The 14,484-nt window shown below is 71.2% G+C and carries 15 protein-coding genes; 8 read left to right on the top strand and 7 right to left on the bottom strand.

All coding sequences use genetic code 11. From position 1 onward, the window contains the following. The first annotated feature begins 99 nt into the window (after window positions 1-99). Together ACIBK5_RS08485 and ACIBK5_RS08490 are read left to right on the top strand one after the other, a co-directional pair. Entirely contained in the window at window positions 100-426 is a 327-nt protein-coding gene (locus tag ACIBK5_RS08485; protein WP_399017517.1) for a hypothetical protein, read from the top strand. 216 nt (window positions 427-642) lie between these two features. Continuing rightward, the gene (locus ACIBK5_RS08490; protein ID WP_399017519.1) at window positions 643-2,241 is read left to right on the top strand and encodes an alpha/beta hydrolase; all 1,599 of its coding nucleotides are present in this window, start codon (window positions 643-645) and stop codon (window positions 2,239-2,241) included. A 114-nt stretch (window positions 2,242-2,355) separates the two neighbouring features. On the opposite strand, the gene ACIBK5_RS08495 is transcribed toward ACIBK5_RS08490, so the two are convergent. Continuing rightward, entirely contained in the window at window positions 2,356-2,952 is a 597-nt protein-coding gene (locus ACIBK5_RS08495) for a TetR/AcrR family transcriptional regulator (protein ID WP_399017521.1), read from the bottom strand. A gap of 91 nt (window positions 2,953-3,043) precedes the next feature. On the opposite strand from ACIBK5_RS08495, the gene ACIBK5_RS08500 reads away from it, so the two are divergent. Then, on the top strand, window positions 3,044-3,934 hold the full coding sequence (locus tag ACIBK5_RS08500) for an NAD(P)-dependent oxidoreductase (protein WP_399018303.1): 891 nt from the start codon (window positions 3,044-3,046) through the stop codon (window positions 3,932-3,934). 75 nt (window positions 3,935-4,009) lie between these two features. Here the strand turns inward: ACIBK5_RS08500 and serC are convergent, their stop codons facing one another. Beyond that, window positions 4,010-5,128 carry a phosphoserine transaminase gene (gene serC, locus ACIBK5_RS08505; protein ID WP_399017523.1) on the bottom strand — a complete coding sequence of 373 codons (1,119 nt, stop codon included), beginning with the start codon at window positions 5,126-5,128 and terminating at the stop codon, window positions 4,010-4,012. A gap of 85 nt (window positions 5,129-5,213) precedes the next feature. On the opposite strand from serC, the gene ACIBK5_RS08510 reads away from it, so the two are divergent. From ACIBK5_RS08510 to ACIBK5_RS08520, 3 genes are all read left to right on the top strand, one after another. Then, on the top strand, window positions 5,214-8,126 hold the full coding sequence (locus ACIBK5_RS08510) for an FAD-binding and (Fe-S)-binding domain-containing protein (RefSeq protein ID WP_399017525.1): 2,913 nt from the start codon (window positions 5,214-5,216) through the stop codon (window positions 8,124-8,126). A 100-nt stretch (window positions 8,127-8,226) separates the two neighbouring features. Next, window positions 8,227-9,363 carry a lipid II:glycine glycyltransferase FemX gene (locus tag ACIBK5_RS08515; protein WP_399017527.1) on the top strand — a complete coding sequence of 379 codons (1,137 nt, stop codon included), beginning with the start codon at window positions 8,227-8,229 and terminating at the stop codon, window positions 9,361-9,363. 149 nt (window positions 9,364-9,512) lie between these two features. After that, entirely contained in the window at window positions 9,513-10,508 is a 996-nt protein-coding gene (locus tag ACIBK5_RS08520) for an EamA family transporter (protein ID WP_399017528.1), read from the top strand. Between the two features lie 45 nt (window positions 10,509-10,553). Here the strand turns inward: ACIBK5_RS08520 and ACIBK5_RS08525 are convergent, their stop codons facing one another. The 4 genes from ACIBK5_RS08525 to ACIBK5_RS08540 all read right to left on the bottom strand — a co-directional run bounded on the left by ACIBK5_RS08525 (window position 10,554) and on the right by ACIBK5_RS08540 (window position 12,617). Then, the gene (locus ACIBK5_RS08525) at window positions 10,554-11,384 is read right to left on the bottom strand and encodes a phosphotransferase enzyme family protein (protein WP_399017530.1); all 831 of its coding nucleotides are present in this window, start codon (window positions 11,382-11,384) and stop codon (window positions 10,554-10,556) included. 93 nt (window positions 11,385-11,477) lie between these two features. Next, window positions 11,478-12,158 carry a formylglycine-generating enzyme family protein gene (locus ACIBK5_RS08530; RefSeq protein ID WP_399017532.1) on the bottom strand — a complete coding sequence of 227 codons (681 nt, stop codon included), beginning with the start codon at window positions 12,156-12,158 and terminating at the stop codon, window positions 11,478-11,480. 22 nt (window positions 12,159-12,180) lie between these two features. Next, window positions 12,181-12,477, bottom strand: coding sequence for a DUF6415 family natural product biosynthesis protein (locus ACIBK5_RS08535; RefSeq protein ID WP_399017534.1), 297 nt, complete (start codon window positions 12,475-12,477; stop codon window positions 12,181-12,183). Next, complete coding sequence (locus ACIBK5_RS08540) at window positions 12,474-12,617, bottom strand: hypothetical protein (RefSeq protein WP_399017536.1); 144 nt, start codon at window positions 12,615-12,617, stop codon at window positions 12,474-12,476. The genes ACIBK5_RS08535 and ACIBK5_RS08540 overlap by 4 nt, the downstream gene beginning before the upstream one ends. 48 nt (window positions 12,618-12,665) lie before the next feature. Between ACIBK5_RS08540 and ACIBK5_RS08545 the strand changes: the two genes are divergently transcribed. Then, window positions 12,666-12,887, top strand: a complete 222-nt coding sequence (locus ACIBK5_RS08545) for a hypothetical protein (RefSeq protein ID WP_399017538.1) — start codon at window positions 12,666-12,668, stop codon at window positions 12,885-12,887. A gap of 33 nt (window positions 12,888-12,920) precedes the next feature. Continuing rightward, window positions 12,921-13,379 carry a pyridoxamine 5'-phosphate oxidase family protein gene (locus ACIBK5_RS08550; RefSeq protein WP_399017539.1) on the top strand — a complete coding sequence of 153 codons (459 nt, stop codon included), beginning with the start codon at window positions 12,921-12,923 and terminating at the stop codon, window positions 13,377-13,379. 24 nt (window positions 13,380-13,403) lie between these two features. Here the strand turns inward: ACIBK5_RS08550 and ACIBK5_RS08555 are convergent, their stop codons facing one another. Then, a complete protein-coding gene (locus tag ACIBK5_RS08555) occupies window positions 13,404-14,336 on the bottom strand; it encodes a DUF3824 domain-containing protein (protein ID WP_399017540.1) in 933 nt (310 codons plus the stop codon). Window positions 14,337-14,484: the final 148 nt, after the last annotated feature.

A 14,484-nucleotide genomic window follows, 5' to 3' on the forward strand; every position in this document is an offset into this window, starting at 1 on the left:
GGTGGCGGCGTGCGGTTGCGGGCGGCCGTTCGGGTTCAGTTGCCCGGCCGAGGGGCCGTCAGCCTTCCTCCTGGGCGCTTTTCCGCTCAAGGTGTGATCATGAAAAATCAGCGTTTGTACCGTATGCCTCGATCCCTGGCGCACTCGGCCGGTGCTGCCGTCATCATCCTCGCGGCGGCCCTGACTTCCGCCGCGCCCGTCGCGGCCCAGAGCGCTGCGCCGTCTGACGGCGGCAAGAACCAGAGTTACTCGTGCAAGACGTCCAACACGCAGAGGCAGGGGCTCGAGACCATCGTCTGGTCCGTCCTGTTCGGCCCCCAGAACAATACGACGGAGACCCGGTGCGACGGCGACGGCGACGGCGACGAAGCGAAGGAGGAGCAGGAGGAGGCGCCCGGCTTCCTTCGCTCCCTTCCCGGCTCCTGACCTGCTCCTTGTAAGTCCTGACCCGCGCGGCGGGAGGGGTGTTTGGGCGTTGATGGCCCAAACTCCCCTCTTTTAAGGTGTTTTGAGCGCAGGGAATGACTCGATTCGGTCAAGTCTCGGTCGAATATGTATGTGCATGGCGTGCTCTTCCGAAACGATGCGGCACGGCCCGTGTTGACGCGGGCCTGACCCCCCTCACCGTTCTGAGAGAACTCCATGAGAAGAAGCGCAGCCGTACTGTGCGGTGCGACCGTCGTCCTGGCCGGGACCCTCACCGCCGCTCCCGCCAGCGCCGAGGCGCCGCACTCCGCGACCACCGCCCAGGCCGCGAAGGTCACTTGGAAGAAGTGCGCCACGGACGACTCCCCGACGATGCAGTGCGCGTCGGTGAAGGTGCCGCTCGACTACGCGAAGCCGCAGGGGAAGCAGATCACGCTGGCGCTCTCCCGCGTGCCGCACACCGCCTCGACGTACCAGGGCCCGCTGCTGGTCAACCCCGGCGGCCCCGGCGGCAGCGGTCTGTCGCTGGCCGGTTTCGTCGCCTCCTCCCTGCCCAAGGAGGTCGCGGCCCAGTACGACGTCATCGGCTTCGACCCCCGCGGCGTGGGCGAGAGCAAGCCCGCCCTGGACTGCAAGCCGGGCCACTTCGACCCGGTGCGCCCCGACTCCGTGCCCAGCACGCCCGCGATCGAGAAGGCCAACCTCGCCCGCGCCAAGGCGTTCGCCCAGGCCTGCGGCACCAAGTACAAGGACGTCCTGCCGTACATCAACACGGTCAGCGCCGTGAAGGACATGGACTCCATCCGCAAGGCCCTCGGCGCGAAGAAGATCAACTACTTCGGCTACTCGTACGGCACCTACCTCGGCGCGGTCTACGCCAAGCTGTACCCCGAGCGGGTGCGGCGCCTGGTGCTGGACTCCATCGTCGACCCGACCGGGGTCTGGTACGACGCCAACATCAAGCAGGACTACGCCTTCGACAAGCGCCACAAGGCGCTGATGGCCTGGATAGCCAAGTACGACTCCACGTACAAGCTCGGCACCGATCCGAAGAAGATCGAGGCCAAGTGGTACGCCATGCGGGCGGCCCTCGCCAAGAAGCCGGCCGGCGGAAAGGTGGGCGCCTCCGAACTGGAGGACATCTTCATACCCGGCGGCTACAACAACGCCTACTGGCCCACCCTGGCCCAGACGTTCGCGGCCTACGTCAACAAGAAGGACACCGCCGCGCTGGTCAAGGCGTACGACGACATCGCGGCCATCGACGCCTCCGGCGACAACGGCTACAGCGTCTACACCTCCGTGCAGTGCCGTGACGCCTCCTGGCCGCGCGACTGGAAGCAGTGGCGCAAGGACAACTGGGCCGTGTACGAGAAGGCCCCCTTCATGGCCTGGAACAACGCCTGGTACAACGCACCGTGCGCGTTCTGGCCGACGAAGACGCTGAAGCCGGTGAACGTCGCCAACTCCAAGCTCCCGCCGGTCCTGCTGTTCCAGGCGACGGACGACGCGGCCACCCCGTACCAGGGCGGCGTCACCATGCACCGTCTGCTGAAGGGCTCCAGCCTGGTCGTCGAGCAGGGCGGCGGCAACCACGGCATCTCGCTGGGCGGCAACGCCTGCCTCGACAAGCACCTGGCGACCTACCTCACCAACGGCAAGGTGCCGCACGGCAGCGGCACGGCCGACGCCGTCTGCAAGAAGCTGGCCGACCCGAAGCCGCAGGCCACGGCGGAGAAGACCCCGGGCACGGCCAAGTCGACCGTCGCGACGGTCGGCAAGACCCTGAGCGGGATCCTGGGCTACGGCGGCTGAACACGCCCGCCTGAGCCTCGGACCGTGTGAGAAGAAGGGCGCCCGGTGCTCGTCACCGGGCGCCCTTCGGCGTCCGGGCGCGGCCGGATGCCGGGGTCCCCGGCCACCCGAGGGTCATCGGTACGACGCGATCAAGCGCGCCAGATGACGCCCCGCCGCCTCCAGAGGTACCTCGCTGCGGGCGACCTGGGACGCCAGTTCGGCACCCTCCAGGGTGGCGATCACCGTGTGGGCCAGATCCTCGGCGTCCGTCTCGGCGAAGCCCGCCGCGACCAGGTTCTCGGCGACCACCGTCCGCCAGCGTGCGAACGCCTCGGCGGCCGCCTGCTGGATGCCGGGGGCGCTGGCCGCCGTGCCCACGACGGTGGACGTGACCGGGCAGCCGTCGAGCCAGTCGGAGTCGCGCAGGCCCTCGGCCAGGGACGCGGTGAGGGCGAGAAGGGCCTTCTCCGGTTCCGGCTCCGCGCCGAGCGCCTCGCGCAGCAGCTCGGTGAACTCCTCGTCGCCGAGCCGTACGGCGGCCGTGCCGAGCTCCTGCTTGCCGCCCGGGAAGAAGTGGTAGAGGGAGCCGAGCGTCGCCCCGGCCTCGAGGGAGATCTGCTTGATGCCGGTGCCCTCGTAGCCCTGGCGCTGCATCAGGCGTGAGGCCGTACGGACGATCCGCTCACGGGTGCCGGCGGTCTCGAGGTCGTGCGGGGCCTTGGTCTTCACGCCGCCACTGTACCGAGCTGGAGCGATCGCTCTAGACGCTGTGCTAGATTCCTCACTGGATAGAGCGTTCGTTCTAGTCCTCGCCTCAGAGATCTTAGGGGAGATATCTGTGAGCACTTCCGTCACTGTCATCGGTCTCGGGCCCATGGGCCGCGCGATGGCCGGTGCCTACCTGGACGCCGGCTACCGGGTCACCGTCTGGAACCGCACCGCGAGCCGCGCCGACGAACTGGTGGCCGCCGGCGCGGTTCGCGCCGCCACCGTCGAGGAGGCGCTGGCGGCCAACGAGGTCGTCCTGCTGAGCCTCACCGACTACGACGCGATGTACGCCGTACTGGAGTCCGCCACCGCGGCGCTGGAGGGCCGCGTCCTGGTCAACCTCAGCTCGGACACCCCGGGCCGGGCCCGCGAGGGGGCCGCCTGGGCGGCGAAGCACGGGGCACACCATCTCACCGGCGGCGTGCAGACACCGCCGTCCGGCATCGGGTCGCAGGAGTTCGACACCTTCTACAGCGGTCCCCGGGACCTCTTCGAGCAGTACGAGGATGTCCTGAAGGTCATCACGGGCACCGACTACCGTGGTGCGGACCCGGGCCTGGCCGCGCTCTACTACCAGCTCCAGATGGACCTGTTCTGGACGACGCTGACCGCCTGGCTGCACATGCTGGCGCTGGCGGACGCGAACGGCATCAGGGCCTCGGAGATCACGCCGTACGCGGCCGGAACGCTGGGCGGGATGGGCCAGTTCCTCGACTTCTACACGCCACGGATCGAGGCCGGGCGGCACTCCGGTGACGTCGAGCGGATCTCGATGGCCGTGGCGAGCCTGGACCACGTCGTGCACACGACGCGCGACTCGGGCGTGGACCCGGCGCTGCCCGCCGCGGTGCTGGAGACGTTCCGGCGCGGGGCGGCGGAAGGCTTCGAAGAGGACAGCCTGACCCGGCTGTTCGAGGTGTTCGGGCGGGGCGCGGCCGCCTGAGCACGAGAGAGGGCGCCCCGCGGTGATCCGCCGGGCGCCCCTCGATGACGTACGGGACTCACGTACGCGAGAAGGTCAGAGCTTCTCGATCACGTAGTCGACGCACTTCGTGAGCGCCTCGACGTCCGCCGGGTCGATCGCCGGGAACATCGCGACGCGCAGCTGGTTGCGGCCGAGCTTGCGGTAGGGCTCGGTGTCGACGATGCCGTTGGCGCGCAGGACCTTGGCGACGGCGGCCGCGTCGACCTCGTCGCTGAAGTCGATCGTGCCGATGACCTGCGAGCGCTTGGCCGGGTCGGTGACGAACGGGTTCGCGAACTTGACGTCCTCGGCCCAGCCGTACAGCGTCCGCGCGGACGTGGCCGTGCGGCGGACCGACCAGTCCAGGCCGCCCTGGCCGTTGATCCACTCCAGCTGGTCGTTGAGGAGGAACAGCGTGGCGAGGCCCGGGGTGTTGTACGTCTGGTTCTTGCGGGAGTTGTCGATCGCCGTGGGCAGCGAGAAGAACTCCGGAACGTGCCGGCCGGACGCGTGGATACGCTCCGCGCGCTCGATCGCCGCCGGGGAGAAGACGCCGATCCACAGGCCGCCGTCGGAGGCGAAGGACTTCTGCGGGGCGAAGTAGTAGACGTCCGTCTCGGCGATGTCGACGGGCAGGCCGCCGGCGCCGGAGGTGGCGTCGACCAGGACGAGGGAACCCTCGTCGGCACCCGGCACCCGCTTGATGGGGGCGGCGACACCCGTGGAGGTCTCGTTGTGCGTGAACGCGTACACGTCGACGCCCGCCTCGGCCTGCGGCTCCGGGTGCGTGCCGGGGTCGGAGGAGATGACGGTGGGCTCGGCGAGCCAGGGGGCGAGCTTGGACGCCTTGGCGAACTTGGAGGAGAACTCGCCGAAGCTGAGGTGCTGCGACTTGTTCTCGATCAGGCCGTGCGTCGCGACGTCCCAGAACGCGGTGGAGCCGCCGTTGCCGAGGATCACCTCGTAGCCGTCGGGGAGCTGGAACAGCTCGCGGACGCCCTCGCGCACCTTGCCGACCAGGTTCTTGACCGGGGCCTGCCGGTGGGAGGTGCCAATGAGGGAGGTGCCGGTCGCGGCGAGCGCGTCCAGCGCTTCCGTCCGCACCTTGGAGGGGCCCGCGCCGAAACGTCCGTCGGCGGGCTTGATGTCAGCGGGAATCTGGATCTCAGCCACGGACGGAGCGTAGCCGTTTCCAGAAACCTGGGCGAAACCTCGTCCGTCGGGTGAGACGGGGTCGCTCTGGGTATGGGATGGACGCATGTCGAAGTTTGAGGCGGATCTTCGCGGGGCCGTCCGCGGCGAGGTCGGGTTCGATGTCACCTCCCGGGCGCTGGTCACCATGGACGCGTCCAACTACCGGCGGGTCCCCCGCGGCGTCGTCGCGCCCGTGGACGCCGGCGACGTGGCCGCCGCCCTGGCCGTCTGCCGGGAGCACGGCGTGCCCGTCGTGGCCCGCGGCGGGGGTACCTCCATCGCCGGGCAGGCCACCGGCACGGGCGTGGTCCTGGACTTCACCCGGCACATGAACCGGCTGGTGTCGCTGGACCCCGAGGCGCGTACGGCCGTCGTGCAGCCGGGGCTGGTGCTCGACCGGCTCCAGGAGGCCGCCGCTCCGCACGGGCTGCGGTTCGGCCCTGATCCGTCCACGCACAGCCGGTGCACGCTCGGCGGCATGATCGGCAACAACTCGTGCGGCTCCCACTCGGTGGCGTGGGGGACCACCGCGGACAGCGTGCGCGAGCTGGACGTGGTCACGGCGCGGGGGCGGCGGCTGCGGCTCGGGCAGGACTGGGCGGGGGCGCCGGACGGGCTGCGGACCCTGGTGGAGGGCGAGCTGTCCCGGTTGCGTACGGGCTTCCCTGAGCTGCCCCGCCGCATCTCCGGGTATGCGCTGGACGCCCTGCTGCCCGAGCGGGGCGCCGACGTGGCCCGCTCCTTCTGCGGCTCCGAGGGCACGCTGGGGGTGCTGACGGAGGCGGTCGTACGACTGGTCGAAGCACCACGCGCGCGTGCGCTGGCCGTGCTGGGCTACGCCGACGAGGGCGCGGCGGCGGAAGCGGCCGCCGGGCTGCTGCCGTTCGGGCCGCTGACGGTGGAGGGGATGGCGGCGGATCTGGTGCCGTCCGCCGCGGCCCTGCCGAAGGGCGCGGCCTGGCTCTTCGTGGAGACCGGCGGGGAGTCGGCGGGGGAGGCACGCGCGCGTGCGGAGGCGATCGTGCGGGCGGCCGATGTCGTGGACGCCCTGGTGGTCACCGACCCGGCGGGGCAGCGGGCGCTGTGGCGGATCCGGGAGGACGCGAGCGGTACGGCGACGCGGATGCCGGACGGCAGAGAGGCCTGGCCGGGGTGGGAGGACTGCGCGGTGCCGCCCGCCCGGCTCGGGGCGTATCTGCGGGACTTCCGGGCGCTGCTCACCGCGCACGGGCTGCGCGGCACGCCGTACGGGCACTTCGGGGACGGCTGCATCCACGTCCGGATCGACTTCGACCTGCTGACCGAGCCCGGAGTCGCCCGCTTCCGCCGCTTCTCGGAGGAGCTCGCGGAGCTGGTGGTGGCGCACGGCGGATCGCTGTCCGGGGAGCACGGCGACGGGCAGGCGAGGGCGGAGCTGCTGCCCCGGATGTACGGCGAGGAGATGGTGGGCCTCTTCGAGCGCGCGAAGGGCGTCTGGGACCCCGACGACCTGCTCAACCCCGGCATGCTCGTACGCCCCGCGCCCCTCGACACCGGCCTGCGTTTCTCCGTCCTGCCCCGCGAACCGGTCGACGTCGCCTTCGGCTACCCCTCCGACGGCGGCGACTTCTCGGCGGCGGTACGGCGCTGCGTGGGTGTCGCCAAGTGCCGTACGACATCGGTGTCCGGCTCCTCCGTGATGTGCCCGTCCTTCCGGGCGACCGGCGCGGAGGAGCACTCCACGCGCGGACGGGCCCGGCTGCTGCACGAGATGCTCGCGGGTGAGGTCGTGACCGACGGCTGGCGCTCCACCGAGGTACGGGACGCGCTGGACCTGTGTCTGTCCTGCAAGGGCTGCCGCTCGGACTGCCCGGTCGGGGTCGACATGGCCACGTACAAGGCGGAGTTCCTCCACCACCACTACGCGGGGCGCCGCCGGCCCGCCGCGCACCACTCGATGGGACGGCTCCCGGTGTGGCTCCGGGCGGTGTCCCGCACGCGCACGGCATGGCTGGCCAACGCGCTCTCGGGGATACGGCCCCTGGCACGGGCGGCGAAACGGCTGGGCGGGATCGCGCCCGAACGTGACATCCCGCGGGTGGCGAGGAGGACGTTCAGCCGGTGGTGGGAGCGGCGCCGGGGACAGGTGGTTCCCGGTTCGGGCGACCTGGTCATCCTGTGGCCCGACACCTTCACCGAGCACCTCTCGCCCTCCGTCGGACAGGCCGCCGTGCGGGTGCTGGAGGCGGCCGGGCTGCGGGTGGGGCTGCCGCCGACGCTGCGGCTGGTGAGACCGCCGGTGGGTGACGGCAGGACGGTCGCTCTCGACCCCCTGTCCCTGCTGCGGGGCCGGGGGCGGGTCTGCTGCGGGCTGACGTATGTGTCGACGGGCCAGCTGGACCGCGCCCGAACCGTCATGCGCCGCACGCTCGACCTGATGGAACCGGTGCTGGAGACCGGCGCCCCGGTCGTGGTCCTGGAGCCGAGCTGCGCCGCCGCCCTGCGCACCGACGTCCCCGAGCTGCTGCACGACGACCCGCGTGCGGCCCGCCTCGCCGCGAAGGTCCTCACCTTCGCGGAGACACTGGAACGCCACGCCCCCGACTGGACGCCGCCGCGCCTGGACCGCCCGGTGGCCGGGCAGACCCACTGCCACCAGCACGCGGTGCTGGGCGACGCGGCCGACCGCCGGCTGCGTCAAGCCGCTCTGCTCTCCGGCGAACTGAGCGGCGGCTGCTGCGGACTCGCGGGAAACTTCGGTTTCGAGAAGGGCCACTACGAGGTGTCCGCCGCGTGCGCGGAGGAACACCTCCTGCCGTCGGTGCGGGACGCCCCGGACGGCACGGTGGTCCTGGCGGACGGCTTCTCCTGCCGCACGCAGCTCGAACAGCTGGCGGGGGTGCGGGGGAGGCATCTGGCGGAAGTGCTGGCGGCGGCGCTGGAGGGGGATCAGGAAGGAGGGGGAGCCGCCCCCAGGGACGAACGTGGACGCCCTTGAGGCGTTCGGGCCACGCGGCGGGCGGACCCGAGTGTCTGAGCCGGAGGAGGGCCGGGGCCGCTCCTAGGCTCGCGGGACAGCCACTCGAAGGAGCCCGCGTATGAGCGTCCGCGTCAAGCCGATCACCCGTGAGGAGCACCTCGCGTTCGTCGCGGCCCGCCCCTCCGCCAGCCACACCCAGGTCCCGTCCTGGGGCGAGGTGAAGCCCGACTGGCGGGCGGAGAGCCTGGGTTGGTTCGACGCGGTCGGGCGGCTCGTCGGCGCGGGGCTCGTCCTGCTGCGCCCGCTGCCCGGGCCGCACCTGCCCGGGCTGCGGAGATACCTCGCGTATCTGCCCGAGGGCCCGCTCGTCGACTGGCACGAGCCCGGCCTTGAGCGGCTGCTGGAGCCGATGCTGGCGCATCTGAGACGGCGGGGCGCCTTCGCTGTGCGGATGGGGCCGCCGGTCGTGGTGCGCCGCTGGAGCGCCGAGGCGGTCAAGGCGGGGATCGCGGACCCGGCCGCAGCGCGGCTGCGGGACGTGCGGGCGACGTCGTACGACCCACGGGCCGGCCGGATCGCGGGCGATCTGTGCCGCATGGGCTGGCGGCAGACCGAGGCCGGCGGCGAGGGCGGCTTCGCCGCGGGGCAGCCCCGGTACGTCTTCCAGGTGCCGTTCGCGGGCCGGTCACTGGACGACATCCACAGCGGCCTGAACCAGCAGTGGCGGCGCAACATCAAGAAGGCGGAGAAGGCCGGCGTGAAGGTCGTACGCGGCGACCTCGAGGATCTGCCGGCCTTCCACGAGCTCTACGGCGAGACCGCCGAGCGGGACCGGTTCATCCCGCGCCCGCTGTCCTACTTCCAGGGCATGTGGAGGGCGCTCACCGCCGAACACCCCGACCGTATGCGGCTCTACCTCGCCTACCACGACGGTGAGGTGCTCGCCGCCGCGACCATGCTGACCGTCGGCGACCACGTCTGGTACTCCTACGGCGCCTCCACCAGCCGCCGGCGCGAGGTCCAGCCGAGCAGCGCCGTGCAGTGGCGCATGATGACCGACGCCCATGAACTCGGCGCGGCCGTCTACGACCTGCGCGGCATCACCGACACCCTGGAGGAGTCCAGCGACCTGCTGGGCCTGCTCCGCTTCAAGGTGGGCACCGGCGGCGAGGCCGTCGAGTATCTCGGCGAATGGGAGTACCCCCTCAACCGGCTGCTGTACAAGGCGTTCAACCTCTATCTGTCCCGGCGCTGACGTCTCAGAGCCCGAGACAGAGGCAAAAGGGCTTCACGCACCTGACTGAGTCCATTACTCTGGACTGGCAAGTACATCAGGATGCACGCGGAGTGCAGGCCGGTGTACGCACAGCCCGCACCCGGAGCCCGACCAGCACAGGACCGCCCGTGACCACCCCCGCCAGCTCTGCCAGCCCTGCCAGCGCCATCACGCCCCAGTCCGCGACGGCCGCCACGCCCTCCCCGTCCGGCGGCCTTGGCGGTCCCGGCCGTTTCGGGTCCCTCGGGCCCGTGGGGCTGGTGCTCGCGGGCGGTGTCTCCGTGCAGTTCGGCGGCGCGCTGGCGGTGACCCTGATGCCGAGGGCGGGTGCCCTCGGGGTGGTGGCGCTGCGCCTGCTCGTGGCGGCGGTCGTCCTGCTGCTGGTCTGCCGCCCGCGACTGCGTGGCCACTCGCGCACCGACTGGGGCACGGTCGTCGTCTTCGGCATCACCATGGCCGCGATGAACGGCCTCTTCTACCAGGCCGTCGCCCGTATCCCGCTGGGCCCCGCGGTCACGCTGGAGGTCCTCGGCCCGCTCGCCCTCTCGGTCCTGGCATCCCGCCGCGCGATCAACTTCGTCTGGGCGGGCCTCGCCCTCGCCGGTGTCTTCCTCCTCGGCGGCGGGGGCTTCAGCGGCCTCGACCCCGCGGGAGCGGCCTTCGCCCTGGGTGCCGGCGCCATGTGGGCGGCGTACATCGTCTTCAGTGCCCGCACGGGCCGCCGCTTCCCGCAGGCGGACGGGCTGGCCCTGGCGATGGCGGTCGGCGCGGTGCTGTTCCTGCCGTTGGGCATCGCCGAGGCGGGTACGAAGCTGCTGGACCCGGTGACGCTGGGGCTGGGCGCGGCGGTGGCCCTGCTCTCCTCGGTCCTGCCCTACACCCTCGAACTCCTCGCCCTGCGCCGCCTGCCCGCCTCCACCTTCGCGATCCTGATGAGCCTGGAGCCGGCCATCGCCGCGACGGCCGGCTTCCTCATCCTCGACCAGGCCCTCTCCGCCATGGAGGCCGCCGCGATCGCCCTCGTCGTCGCGGCGAGCATGGGCGCGGTGCGCACACAGGTGGGCCGGGGGCGCCGCGGGCGCGAGAAGACGGCGGCGCTGGAGAGCACGGGGCTTGAGGGCTAGAGCTAGAGCTAGAGCTAGAGCTAGAGCTAGAGCTAGGGCTGGAGGCTAAGGCTCGAGCGTTGCCCGGAGCTGGCCGAGCCACTCCTCACCCAGCCGACGCCCGTTCGGGAGCTGATCGTCTCGATCCCAGCGCCATGTCGTGATCACCGCCAGCACGAGGATCCGGCACTGGCGCAGCAACTCCTTGTCGACCCCCGGGTAATGCTCGGCGACGTCCTCGGGCGCATGGGCGAGGTCCCATTCGACGGGCCCACGGCAGCACGTCTCCAGGTCGATGAACAGCAGCCCGTTCCCCGTGCTGAGCAGATTCCCCGGATGCGGCTCGCCGTGCAGCAACTGCTCGGCGCCGCCACGCTCGCCGATCACGCGCCTCATACGTCGTAACGTGTCGCTGAGCAGCTCCCGGTCCGCGTCGGCGAGGGCCGGAGTGCGGTCGCGGTCCGCCACGAGACGCTGAGCCTGCTCGACCCGGTCCGTGAAGTGCGGCGTCGGGACGCCGAGTTCGCGCATGCCGGCATGCAGCCGCGCGAGCGCGTGGGCGTAGTCGACCGGTGAGACCTCGCTCGGCGTCACGGGTTCGTAGTAGGTCCACAGCGTGATGACGAAGCCGTCACGCTCATACGGCCGTGGCTCCACTCGCGGCTCCAGAGCAGCGACCGGGCACCCGGCTCCGGCGAACCGCTGAGCCAGCTCGACCTCGACCCCGGCGATCTGATCCGCCACCGGCGCCACCCGGGCCAGGACGTCGCAGGGCAGCAGACGCAGGGTGAGCTTGTTCGAGTCATGAAGAACGACCGCGTCGTCGGCGGCCAGGCCGAGTGCTGAGGCGGTCGACATGGCCGCGGCCATCGCACGCCGCACCTCTGCTGCCTGCATAGTCGCTTGCTCCTTCTCCTCTGGGCGTGACCGAGCACCACACACCGAACCACTGCTCGGCGCCGTACTCCTGCGCACCTGCGTCCCCCCGGCTCACGCCACCGCCGACCGCGCGACGCGGAACCCCACATCGTCGATCCGGAACGTCGGATGGCTACGGCGCCGCACCGAGGCCCGGCAGCTCCAGTGTTCGTCGGACCAGCCGCCGCCCCGCAACACCCGGTACGTGCCGTAGACCTCGGCGTCGTAGAGGTCCCAGCACCAGTCCCAGACGTTGCCCAGCATGTCGTACAGGCCCCAGGCGTTGGCCTGCTTGCCGCCCACGGTGTGGATCCGCTCGTCCGAGTTCCCCCGGTACCAGGCGACCTCGTCGAGCGGGCCGTAACGCGGCCCGGCACTGCCGGCGCGGCAGGCGTACTCCCACTCGGCCTCGGTCGGCAGCCGGTACCCGTCGGCGGAGGCGTCCCACTCGACGGCCTCGGCCTCGACGCCGATGCGATACGCGGGTGTCAGACCCTCCGCCACCGAGAGGGCGTTGCAGAAGGCGACCGCGTCCCACCACGACACACCCTCGACAGGCAGCCGCTCTCCCCGAGCGGTACCGGGCCGCTCACCGGTGACCTGGGCGTACCACTCCTGAGTGACGTGGAACGCCGACATCCGGAACGCCGCGACATCGACGGTCCAACTGCGCTGCGTCCGCCGGTCGGACAGCGTCACGGTCCCGGCCGGGACGGCGACCATCTCGTTTCCCACGTCTACGCCAACTCCCATGCGGGGGAAGCCTATCCGCAGATCACTGCCGCCGTACTGACGGCGTTCCTCCTGCGGCGTGCTCGGCGCCACTCCTCGTACAGCCGCTCGGCGGCGCGGCATTCAGAGGGGGCCGAGGGGCGACATGCCTGGCATCCGGGCGGATGAGTTCCTCGACCGCGGGGGCGAGCAGCTCGATGTGTTCACGCAGTCGGCGGATGAGCGCGGGCAGTTCCTGGTCCGAGGGTGTCCCGGTGTCGGAGGCGAGGAGGAGGTCCGCTGTCGCGCGCATCGCCACCGTGTCCGCCGGCGGTGGAAGGCGGGTGACGGTCGCGGTCACGATGCGTCCTCCTCGTCACCGGACCGGCAGCCGCCAGCCAGCACGAGGGCCAGGACATCCGCGGCCTTGCAGCCTTCGCGCACCTCCACAAGGAGCCCCTGCGGCAGAGCCTCGCCGGCATCCTGGCCACGCAGATCCATGACGGGAAGAAGGCCTTCACCGCCGCCTGCTTCCACAGCGGCGAGCAGTTGCGTGACGAGGTGGCCGCGGCCGGTTTCGACGGCGCAGAGGTGTACGGCATCGAAGGCCCGGCCTGGTCCATGCTCGCAGCGGCCGAGCGCAACACCGGCCAGTCGTTCGGCGATACGGCACTGTTCGAGTCGGCGCTGACGGCGGCACGCATGGCCGAGGCCTATCCGGAGCTGCTGGCAGCGAGTTCCCACCTGCTCGCGATCGGGCGCCGTCCCTGAAATATCCGAGCGGACACCACAGTTGACCCGTCCATGACTCAACGCCCCGGCCCCCGCCCCCTGTCCGACGAAGCCCTCTCCGACCTCCTCGGCAAGCAGCAGTTCGGCACGCTCGCCAGTGTCAAGCGTGATGGCCGGCCCCATCTGACGACCATGGTCTACAGCTGGGACCCCGAAGCTCGTATCGTGCGATTCTCGACGACCGCCGAGCGCGTCAAGGTCAAGCACCTGAGACGCGACCCGCGTGCGGCACTGCATGTGCAGGGCGGCGACGTGTGGTCGTTCGCCGTCGCGGAGGGCGAGGCCGAGGTCTCCGAGGTCACGGCGATTCCCGGTGACGCGGTCGGGCGGGAACTGCTCGGGATGATCCCGCAGGGCGCGAAGCCGGAGGACGAGGACGCCTTCCTGGAGGAACTGGTCGCCGAACGCCGGGTGGTCGTCCGGCTGCGGGTGGACCGGCTGTACGGGACGGCGCTCGACATCACCGGATAGACGGGCCGGGCCCCCGAGCCGCCCTCAGCGCGCGCGGATCCCGCCCACGGTGATCCCGTACCGCACCCGCAGTCGGCGCAGCTCCCACAACCCGACCGCCGTCACGGACACCGGGGCCCCGAGCAGGAACACCAACCGCACCGGCCCCGGCACGCCCGCGTACGCCCCCGTGAACACGTCGATCAGGGTCATCTCCCACACCAGCGTCATCGCGAGCAGCGGCGGAATGGTCTGGTGGATGTCGGCGGTGCGGAACACGTGCAGCAGCGCCAGGCCGACGCCCCAGGCGATGAAGGGCAGCACCCACACCATGACGAGCGCGACGACCACCCAGGTGACCACGGTCATCGCCGGGTTGGTGGCGAACCGCCCGTCGACGAAGCCGGTGAGCACCATCAGTGGGAACACGAAGACCGCGGCGATCAGGGCCACCATCGCCCCGAACGGCTTCGCGGCCCGGCGCAGCAGGTCCCGCCGGGCCGACGGGGCGGTCAGCGCCACCAGGACGCCCACGACCACCGGGAACGTCACCGACAGCACCAGCACGCTGTTCCACGACTGGTCGAGACGGTCGTCGGCGACGTCCCGCAAGGAGCTGCTGACCTTGTAGCTCACCGACACCCACACCACCGCGCACAGTCCCACCAGCGTGCGGATCTTCTGCATTCGGGCTACGAAGGCGTCCTCGACGAGGTCCGGCCGGGACGGCTTGAAGACCCTGCGCGCGGTGTGGATGGGACCGATCCGCCGCCGCAGGCGCGTGAAGGGGCCGGGCGGTGGTGCCTGCGGTGGCATCGGGTGGGGGACGTGGGGTGTGTAGGGGTGGGGGATGTGGGGCGGATAGCCACCCTGGGGCGGGTAACCGGCCCCCTGTGGGGGATACCCGGCGCCCGGCGGCTGCGGAGGCCGGCCGTGTGGGTCGTACGGCGGCTGCCCGCCCGGATTCCAGGTGCTCATTCTGGTTTCTCCCCCGATGGCCGACCAATGGAACGAGCGCGACTGGGAGTGTAGTGATCGCGCCGCTGGAGGGCACGCTTTCAGCCATCACACATTCTCATGCAAGCATGCTTGATTGTTTCTGACCCCGCTGCCATGCTCCTCAGCA

This window comes from Streptomyces sp. NPDC050546, assembly GCF_044457425.1.
GTDB lineage: Bacteria > Actinomycetota > Actinomycetes > Streptomycetales > Streptomycetaceae > Streptomyces.

Bases quoted from the DNA above. Each gene is read 5' to 3' on its own strand.
- ACIBK5_RS08550 (WP_399017539.1), top strand. From the start codon at position 12,921: ATGACTCAACGCCCCGGCCCCCGCCCCCTGTCCGACGAAGCCCTCTCC.
- ACIBK5_RS08485 (WP_399017517.1), top strand. From the start codon at position 100: ATGAAAAATCAGCGTTTGTACCGTATGCCTCGATCCCTGGCGCACTCG.
- ACIBK5_RS08530 (WP_399017532.1), bottom strand. From the start codon at position 12,158: ATGGGAGTTGGCGTAGACGTGGGAAACGAGATGGTCGCCGTCCCGGCC.
- ACIBK5_RS08515 (WP_399017527.1), top strand. From the start codon at position 8,227: ATGAGCGTCCGCGTCAAGCCGATCACCCGTGAGGAGCACCTCGCGTTC.
- ACIBK5_RS08490 (WP_399017519.1), top strand. From the start codon at position 643: ATGAGAAGAAGCGCAGCCGTACTGTGCGGTGCGACCGTCGTCCTGGCC.
- ACIBK5_RS08525 (WP_399017530.1), bottom strand. From the start codon at position 11,384: ATGCAGGCAGCAGAGGTGCGGCGTGCGATGGCCGCGGCCATGTCGACC.
- ACIBK5_RS08510 (WP_399017525.1), top strand. From the start codon at position 5,214: ATGTCGAAGTTTGAGGCGGATCTTCGCGGGGCCGTCCGCGGCGAGGTC.
- ACIBK5_RS08540 (WP_399017536.1), bottom strand. From the start codon at position 12,617: ATGGATCTGCGTGGCCAGGATGCCGGCGAGGCTCTGCCGCAGGGGCTC.
- ACIBK5_RS08555 (WP_399017540.1), bottom strand. From the start codon at position 14,336: ATGAGCACCTGGAATCCGGGCGGGCAGCCGCCGTACGACCCACACGGC.